General features: G+C 59.4%; 4 protein-coding genes. 2 read left to right on the top strand and 2 right to left on the bottom strand.

Going from position 1 to position 9000, the window contains the following annotated elements; all coding sequences use genetic code 11:
- Positions 1-60 precede the first annotated feature (60 nt).
- Positions 61-888 carry a N(5)-hydroxyornithine transformylase PvdF gene (locus tag E1K68_RS11645; RefSeq protein WP_192002942.1) on the bottom strand — a complete coding sequence of 276 codons (828 nt, stop codon included), beginning with the start codon at positions 886-888 and terminating at the stop codon, positions 61-63.
- Positions 889-1090: 202 nt separating this feature from the next.
- Here E1K68_RS11645 and E1K68_RS11640 point away from each other — a divergent pair, with 202 nt between their 5' ends.
- On the top strand, positions 1091-2743 hold the full coding sequence (locus tag E1K68_RS11640) for a cyclic peptide export ABC transporter (RefSeq protein ID WP_034134498.1): 1653 nt from the start codon (positions 1091-1093) through the stop codon (positions 2741-2743).
- A 118-nt stretch (positions 2744-2861) separates the two neighbouring features.
- Positions 2862-5303: a TonB-dependent siderophore receptor gene (locus E1K68_RS11635; protein WP_192002941.1), complete on the top strand. Its 2442-nt coding sequence runs from the start codon at positions 2862-2864 to the stop codon at positions 5301-5303.
- Between the two features lie 145 nt (positions 5304-5448).
- Here E1K68_RS11635 and E1K68_RS11630 read toward each other — a convergent pair.
- Positions 5449-9000: non-ribosomal peptide synthetase (locus tag E1K68_RS11630; protein ID WP_212614123.1), on the bottom strand; the 3552-nt coding region annotated here is incomplete at its 5' end.

The raw sequence follows: 9000 nt of genomic DNA, 5'->3' as shown, positions 1-9000 counted from the left end.
TATTCAGGAAGCACGCGTCATCGTTGACGTTTTTCGCGAGCAAGCTCGCTCCTACAGGGTTCAGCCTTGCTTGGCCAACAGCGCCAAGCCTTCATGCAGCGCCGGGAACAGGCTGTTGTTGAAGTTGTTCCAGCGCAGCTCAAGGATGGTGTCCTCGGGCGAAATCTCGGTCTTGAGCACGTCGTGGAACACCTCTCCCGAGTCGATGCCGTTATCCACGTAGTGGAATGACGCACCGGTCCAATACAACGGCTCGCACGCCTGAGCCTCCTTGGTCGCCCAGTCGGTGATCGCCTGCCCACGCGCGCCGTACAGCGCATTCCAGGTGGCGTACGCCCCACGGCGTTCGTAAGGCGATTCGAGGCGGGTGATGCCCGGATGAATGTTCATGATGCGCCGCGCAAACGGCGCACCCGGGCGCACCAGTTCGTCGAGGATCACCAGCAAACCATCCAGCACCACGATGTCAGCCTTCAACTCCACCAGAGTGTCATGCAGGCGACGCTCGAAATCCTGCTTGCCGGCGATATGTTCGGCGCTGCCCCGTGGCAGGCGACGATAGGTCGACGGCACGCTGAGCAGCAGGTCGTTGACCAACGTGCCTTGCACACGCAAATCCGCCGGGTACAACCACTGGCGACCCGGCTGATAAGCGAAGCCGTAGTCCGCCACCAACTGCTGGTCCCGCGGGTTTTGCTCATCGTCGTCATACACCACGCCCACCAGGTTGTAAGCCTCGCCCAGCGGCGTGTCGTTGAGCGAGCCCACCAAAAACTCCAGCACCGATTTCATATAGCGCTCGTGGTCTTTATAGGCCACCGGCTGCCCTGCCTTGTCGGCGGCGGCATTTCTCAGGGACCAGACATACACCAGGTTCTTTTTCGTCATGTGTTTCGCTCTCGCTCAAAGGGCCACGCACGGCATTGATACACGTGCGCCTACAGAACAAGAACGAACCAGGCCCCGGGCAATTTATCGCTCACTGCCACCGCCCGGCACGCCGCGCTAAATAGTCACGCCACAGCTTCGTTTGTCATGGGTAAGGGTCTGTGTGCCCAGCCCCCTCTTTTTCACTTTCCGGGAAGTATTTATGACCGACCCCAAGCGCGGCGCCTTCAAAGGTTTGCTCGCATTGCTCAGGCCCTTTCGCACCATCGTGACGGTCTCCGTCGCCCTTGGCATGGCGGGCGGCCTGGCCATTACCTTGCTGTTGGCGACGATTAACAATGCCCTGCATTCGGCGGGGGGGATGACTCAGGGTGTGGTATTGACCTTCGCCGCGTTGTGCGTGGTGGCGCTGGTCAGCTCGATTATTTCCGACATCGGCACCAACTACGTCGGACAACGGATCATTGCCGCCCTGCGCAAGGACCTGGGTGAAAAGGTGCTGTCAGCGCCCATCGGGCAGATCGAGCAATATCGCTCTCACCGCCTGATCCCGGTGCTGACCCACGACGTGGACACCATTAGCGACTTTTCCTTTGCCTTCACGCCCCTGGCCATCGCCGCCACCGTTACCCTGGGATGCCTGGGTTACCTGGCTTACCTGTCCGTGCCGATGTTCCTGATGATGGTGGTCGCAATCATCATCGGCAGCGCCGTGCAATTCATCGCGGGCGGCAAAGGCATCCAGGGCTTCGATCTGGCCCGCAGCCACGAAGATGAATTGCAGCGTTACTACAATGCGATTGCTTCGGGAGCCAAGGAACTGCGCATGCACCGTCCGCGGCGGTTTCGCATGAACACCCATCGCATCCAGGAAACCGCAGACCGCATCAGCGATATCCAGGTGCGTTCAGTCAACATCTATATTCTGGCCAAGACCTTTGGCTCGATGCTGTTCTTTGTGGTCATCGGACTGGCCCTGGCGATGCAGGCCTACAACCCCAACCCCGACCCCACGGTGATTACCGGCTTCGTGCTGGTACTGCTGTATATGAAAGGCCCGCTGGAACACCTGCTGGGTTACCTGCCCGTCGTTGGCAAGGCGAAGATTGCCTTTGGGCGCATCAGCGAACTGTCGGAGCGTTTTTCTTCGCCCGAGCCCCACTTGCTGATGGACGACAGTGAGGCGCCGAAACCACTGGTCAACAGCCTTGAACTGCGCGGCGTCAGCTACAGCCCGCCAGCGGTTGAAGGCAGCCAACCGTTCCACCTGGGGCCGATCAACCTGAGCATCAAGCAAGGCGATATCGTGTTTGTCGTCGGCGAGAATGGTAGTGGCAAGACCACGCTGATCAAATTGCTGCTGGGCCTGTATCCGCCTCAGTCGGGTGAGATCCTGCTCAACGGTACAGCGGTGACCGACCCAGAGCGCGACGATTATCGTCAGTTGTTCACCACGGTGTTTTCCGACTATTACCTATTCGATGACCTGGTACAAGGCAGCGCCACCCAGTCCCTGGACAGCGCCACCCAATACCTTGAGCGCCTGGAAATCGCACACAAGGTCAGCGTCAAGGACGGCGTGTTCAGCACCACTGACCTGTCCACCGGCCAACGCAAGCGCCTGGCCCTGGTCAATGCCTGGCTGGAAGAGCGCCCGGTGCTGGTGTTCGACGAATGGGCCGCCGACCAGGACCCGGCCTTTCGCCGCATCTTCTACACCGAGCTGCTGCCGGACCTCAAACGCCTGGGCAAGACCATCATCGTGATCAGCCACGACGACCGTTATTTCGACATCGCCGATCATCTGGTGCGCTTGCGCGCCGGCCAAGTGGTGCATGAGATGGAGCCTGCATAAGGTACCGAAAAAAATTTTTCCGGTTTTGCGAAGTAGGAACGTCTCACTAGTGGTAATGAGAACTAAACTCAATAAACACTTAGAATTGCCCACTTAAAACATAGAAGAGAAAGCATCCATGCCAGCACGACTCGGTCTCAGCCCCCTGAGCAAAGCGCTATCCATGCGCCGGGCCCTGAACATCAACCTTTTGCCGAGTGCCCTGGCGTTGGCTGTGTCGATGCCGATTGCAAGCTATGTGCAAGCCCAGGAGATCGAGTTGAATATTCCTGCGCAGTCGCTGGGGAGCGCACTGCAGGAATTTGGCCGCCAGACCAATGTGCAAGTGCTCTACAGCCCGGGCGATGTGCAGGGCAAGAACAGCCCCGCCGTCAAGGGCAAGATGCAGCCGCAGCAGGCCATAGCTGCATTGCTGGCCGGTAGCCAGACCACCTATAACCTCAATGGCAATACCTTGACCGTCACAGCTGCTGGCAGCGGTGGTGGGCTTGAGTTGAGCCCGACGCAGGTGACTGCCAACTACCTGGGCAACGTCACCGAAGGTTCTGGTTCCTACACGCCTGGCACGATTGCCACGGCTACACGTCTGACGTTGACCCCACGGCAAACTCCGCAGTCGATCACCGTGGTGACTCGCCAGCACATCGAGGATTTTGGCCTCAACAACATGGATGACGTGATGCGCCATACGCCGGGCATCACCGTTTCCGCCTACGACTCCGACCGCACCAACTACTATTCCCGTGGTTTTTCGGTCAATAGTTTCCAGTACGACGGTATTCCGTCGACTGTGCGTAACGTCGGCTATTCGGCGGGCAACACCCTGAGCGACATGGCGATCTACGACCGTGTTGAAGTCCTCAAGGGCGCCACCGGCCTGCTCAACGGTGCCGGTTCCCTGGGTGCGACCATCAACTTGATCCGCAAGAAGCCAACCGCGGAATTCAAGGGCCATGTGCAATTGGGCGCGGGCTCCTGGGACAACTACCGCAGCGAAGTGGATGTCAGTGGCCCCTTGACGGACAGCGGCAATATCCGCGGCCGTGCGGTGGCTGCGTATCAGGACAAGAAGTCCTTTATGGACCACTATTCGCGCAAGACCGAAACCTACTACGGCATCACCGAGTTCGACCTGTCTCCCGAGACCATGCTGACGGTGGGCTTCGATTACCAGGACAACATTCCGCAGGGTTCCAGCTGGTCCGGCTCCTTCCCGCTGGTCAACTCCAACGGCAGCATCAACAAAATGCCGCGCTCTTACAACAACGGCACCACCTGGAGCTCATGGGAGCAAAACACGCGTACCGCCTTTGCCATGCTCGAGCATGACCTGGGCGACGGCTGGGTGACCAAATTCCAGCTCGACCACAAGATCAACGGCTACCATGCCGACCTGGGTTCGATTCAATTCGTCCAGCCGGCAGCCGATGGCACCGCCGAGATCAACGGGCAGAAATACACCGGCGAGACCAAGAGCACCTCGGCCGACCTTTACGCCACCGGGCCTTTCAGCCTGTTTGGCCGCGAGCATGAACTGGTGGTGGGCGGCTCGATCGGTACCTCGCGCTGGCAAGGCAAGGGCTACTGGTCACCGGAATGGCCTGGCGGTAACAAGGTCGATTTCTATAACTGGAACGGCCATATCGCCAAGCCTATCTACGGTCCTGCCCAACAGCACATCGACGACACTATCCGTCAAACCGGGTATTACCTGACCGCGCGTTTCAACGTGATTGACGACCTGAACGTGATCCTGGGTGGGCGCGTGGCCAACTATCACGTGACTGGCAACAACCCCTCCTACAAGGAAACCGGGCGGTTCATTCCTTACGCCGGAGTGATCTACGACCTCAACGACAACTTCTCGGTATACGCCAGCTACACCGATATTTTCCAACCCCAGGAAAGCACCTATAAGGACCGTAACGAGAAGCTGCTGGAGCCAGACGAAGGGCAGAACTACGAGTTGGGCCTGAAGGGCGAGTTTTTCGATGGCCGCCTCAACACCAGCATCGCTTACTTCGAAGTGCATGAGACTAATCGCCCCATCTCGGATGACGCCTACAACAACCAGACACCTGCCCCGAACAACTGGGCGTTCAAGAGCTCCAAGGCCGTCACCAAAGGCTACGAAGCGGAAATTTCCGGTGAGTTGAGCCCAGGCTGGCAACTTCAAGGTGGCTACACCCACAAGATCGTACGAGACGAAGACGACAAGAAACTCTCCACCTTCGAACCCGAGCATCAGGTCAACCTGAACACCACCTACAAACTCAAGGGCGACCTGGACAAGTTCACCATCGGTGGCGGTGTACGCTGGCAGACCAAGGGCTGGAATTCAATCTGGAACGAGCCGCTCCAGAAAGACCAGGACATCACTCAGGAATCCTACTGGCTGGTGGACTTGATGACCCGCTACCAGGTCACCAAGAACCTGTCGGCTACTGTCAACTTCAACAACATCTTCGACAAGTCTTACTACACCAACGTGGGCTTCTATAACTCGGCCGCCTACGGTGAGCCACGTAATGTGATGGTCAGCACGCGCTGGGACTTCTGATTCCACGCGTCAATCGATCAAACGCCCGGTGAGCACCCCATGCTCACCGGGCTTTTTTTTGCGCGTGCAGAGATACTGGCGAAGAGGGATTGGAGCATAAAAAAACCCGGACACTGGATCCGGGTTTTTGTGGTTGAGCGGCGGCTTACCTCAACGCCTCTACCAAACTGCTGATAAACACCGCGCTGTCGATAATGCCGTCATGATCGGTCTCGATCATCACTGAGCGCTCGATGCGCCCTTGGCTGATCACCGTTGCCATTTGCTGTTCGATCAGGTCCTTGAAGCGCCCTGCCCGGCTCATGGACGCCCACCAACAAGTGACGGGAGCCTTGATGGGCTTGAAGTCAGCTTGCAGCAAACGCTCACTGAGTGCCCGGTCAACGTCCCAGGAAATCTGCGCCTCATTGCCACGCAGTAATTCATCTTTGATCACCGTGAAGGCTTCGCCCAAAGATTGTTCAGCCCAGTTCACAAATTCCTGCCATTGTCCCGCTTCATCCTCGGTATCCCGTTGGCATTGCTGCCAGGCGAGTTGGATGGACTCGGCAAACTCAGGGAACATCACCCCCAGCAACGCGGCGCGGCGCTCATTGGCTGAGGCTTCGCGGTCGTCCTCAACTTCCACAGAATCCCAATAAGGTTTGACCCACTGCGGCGGCGCAGCGTCGATCCAGCCGACAAACTCCACCTCTCTGCCGGCTTGCTCCAGGCCGTAGGCTACCTCCATCGCCAGGTTGCCACCCAATGACCAGCCACCCAGGCGGAACGCGCCTTGGGGTTGGGCCACCAACAATTGCGCGGTGTAGTCCTCGACCATTACCTGCCATTGCGGCACCGTGGCGCCCTCTTCGGCCAAGGCACGGCACATTACCCCGAACACTGGGCGCTGCTCGCGCAAGGCCAGGGCAATCGCGGTGTAGCAATGCACCGAGCCGAAGCTTGGGTGGAACAGGAACAACGGCGTGCCTTGCGTCTGCTGGTTGAGCTTGACGATCAACGAAGACCGGCTATTGCCCTGCAGGCATTTGACCTGCCCCGCCACGGTGGGGTTGAGCATCAATTGGCTGACAGATAGGTTCACGCCGCTGACCTTGCGAATTCGCTCCTTGAGCATCAGCACCCGCAACGAATGGCCACCGAGTTCGAAGAAGTTGTCGTTGAGCCCTACGCGCTCCACCTCCAGCACCTCGCTCCAGACCGCCGCTATTTGCTGCTCAATCTCGCTAACGGGTGCCTGGTATTGCGCGGCACTGTGGGCCTCTGGCTTGGGCAACGCCTTACGGTCCAGTTTGCCGTTCGGGCTCAACGGCATCTGCGCCAGCACTACCCATTGCGCCGGGACCATGTAGTCGGGCAACTGCTCGGCCAGGTGTGCAACCACCTCTGCCTTCCACGCTTCAAGCGGCTGTTGCAGCACCAGGTAACCCACCAGGTGGGTACCGTCCACCGCCAGAACCGCGGCTTCGCGGACATTGTCGAGTTCCAGCAAGCGCGCTTCGATTTCGCCCAACTCTATGCGCAGGCCACGCAGTTTGACCTGGTGATCGATTCGCCCGGCATATTCAATCACGCCATCGTCGCGATAACGCGCGAGGTCACCGGTGCGATACAGGCGCGTGCCGCTGCCGAACGGGTCGGTCACAAACCGCTCGGCGGTAAGCGCCGCACGGCGGTGATAACCCCGCGCCAAGCCAATACCGCCCAAATACAGTTCGCCCAGCACACCCACTGGCGCAGGTTCCAGGTTGTCGTCCAGCACGTAGCAGCCCAGGTTGGCAATGGGTCGGCCAATGGGTACGGCGTCGCGGCCTTCCTCCACGCAGGTCCAGTGGGTCACGTCGATGGCGGCTTCAGTAGGGCCATACAGGTTGTACAACCCGGCTTGGGGCAATTTGGCGAACACCTGCTGCTGGGCATCGGCAGGCAACGCCTCCCCACTGCAAACGATGCGTTGCAGGCTCTGGCATGAAGTAACCGCCGCGTCTTGCAAGAACGCTTGCAACATGGAAGGTACGAAATGCAACGTGGTGACCTGTTGCTCGTTGATCAGCCGTACCAGCCTGGCTGGATCACGATGATCGCCCGGTGCAGCCACTACCAGACGCGCGCCGGTCATCAGCGGCCAGAAAAACTCCCACACCGACACGTCAAAGCTGAACGGCGTTTTCTGCAACACGCTGTCGTGTGGCTTGAGCCCATATGCCTGTTGCATCCAGCACAGGCGGTTGGTCAGCGCTATATGGCGGTTGCCAGCGCCCTTGGGCTGACCGGTGGAGCCGGAGGTGTAGATCACATAGGCAAGGTTTTCGCCGTGCACTGGGATATTCGGGTTGTGGCTGCTGAAGGTTTCCAGCCAGGTATCGCCATGTTCCAGCACCAGGGTTTGCACACCGGCAGGAACCGGCAGTTGCGCCAGTAGATGAGCCTGGGTCAACAGCAGTTGCACACCACTGTCCTGCAGCATGTAGGCCAGGCGATCACGAGGATACTCGGGGTCCAGCGGCACATAAGCGCCACCGGCCTTGAGCACCGCCAACAGGCCAACCACCATCTCCACCGAGCGCTCTGCCGCCAGCCCCACCAGCACATCCGGGCCAACCCCGGCCGCCATCAAGCGATGTGCCAGGCGATTGGCCCGGGCGTTCAACGCGCTGTAACTCAAGGCTTGCCCCGCGAAAATCAAGGCAAGTGCATCCGGTGTACGCAGCACCTGAGCCTCGATCAGCGTGTGGACCGCTTGATCCAGCGGGTAATCCACCGCAGTGGCATTCCAATCATGCAATACCCACTGCCGCTCGGCCTGCGCCACTGAGGGCAACGCGCCAAGGCGTTGACTGCCGTCGCTGGCCAGGGCCAGCAGCAACTGCTGGAAGTGCTCGGCCAAGCGCTGGATATGCGCGCCGCTGAAAGCCTGGCGGGAGTAGTTGAACTCCAAGCCCAGTGTCTGGCCTATAGCCAACAACACGGTCAATGGATAGTGGGTCTGCTCCAGGCTGTGCACTGCGCCAAAACGCAGCCCCGACGGTGCGCCCTGCTCCAGCGCCTCGGACACCGGGTAGTTCTCGAACACCAGGATACTGTCGAACAGCGCTTCTCCACCCAGCCCCGCCCAGCGCTGGATCTCAAACAGTGGCGTGTGTTCATGCTCACGCAAGCCAACGTTCTGTTGCTGGAGTTGCTCTAGCCACTGGCTGACCGACATTTGCGCATCCGGCGTCGCCACTACCGGCAGCGTGTTAATGAACAAGCCGACCTGCTGTTCAATCCCACGCAGTTCCGCTGGACGCCCTGCCACCGTGGCGCCGAATGCTACGGTGGCTTGCCCGGTGTGGTGATGCAACAGCAACAACCATGCGCCTTGCACCAGGGTATTGAGGGTCACCTTGTGACGTTGGGCGAAGGCTTTGAGGTGTTCGGTTTGCGCGACATCGAGGCTCAAGCGATGCTCGCCATTGACCGCCAGGGCCGCATCCACCTCGGCGTCTATGGTGCGGGCCAGGCGCGTGGGCTCCTGCAAGTTGACCAGTTGCGCCTTCCAGAACGCTTGGCTGACGGCTTTGTCCTGCGCCTGCAGCCAAGCGATGTAGTCACGATACCGCCCGGTCGGCGCTGGCAGCGGCTCACCCGCATACTGTTGCAATACCTCGCCGAACAGCTGCGAACCACTCCAGCCATCCATCAAAATATGGTGATT

This window comes from Pseudomonas sp. B2021 (assembly GCF_018135665.1).
GTDB lineage: Bacteria > Pseudomonadota > Gammaproteobacteria > Pseudomonadales > Pseudomonadaceae > Aquipseudomonas > Aquipseudomonas lactis.
Note: the sequence above shows the minus strand (reverse complement) of the source record. Positions and strands in the feature narration are given on the sequence as shown.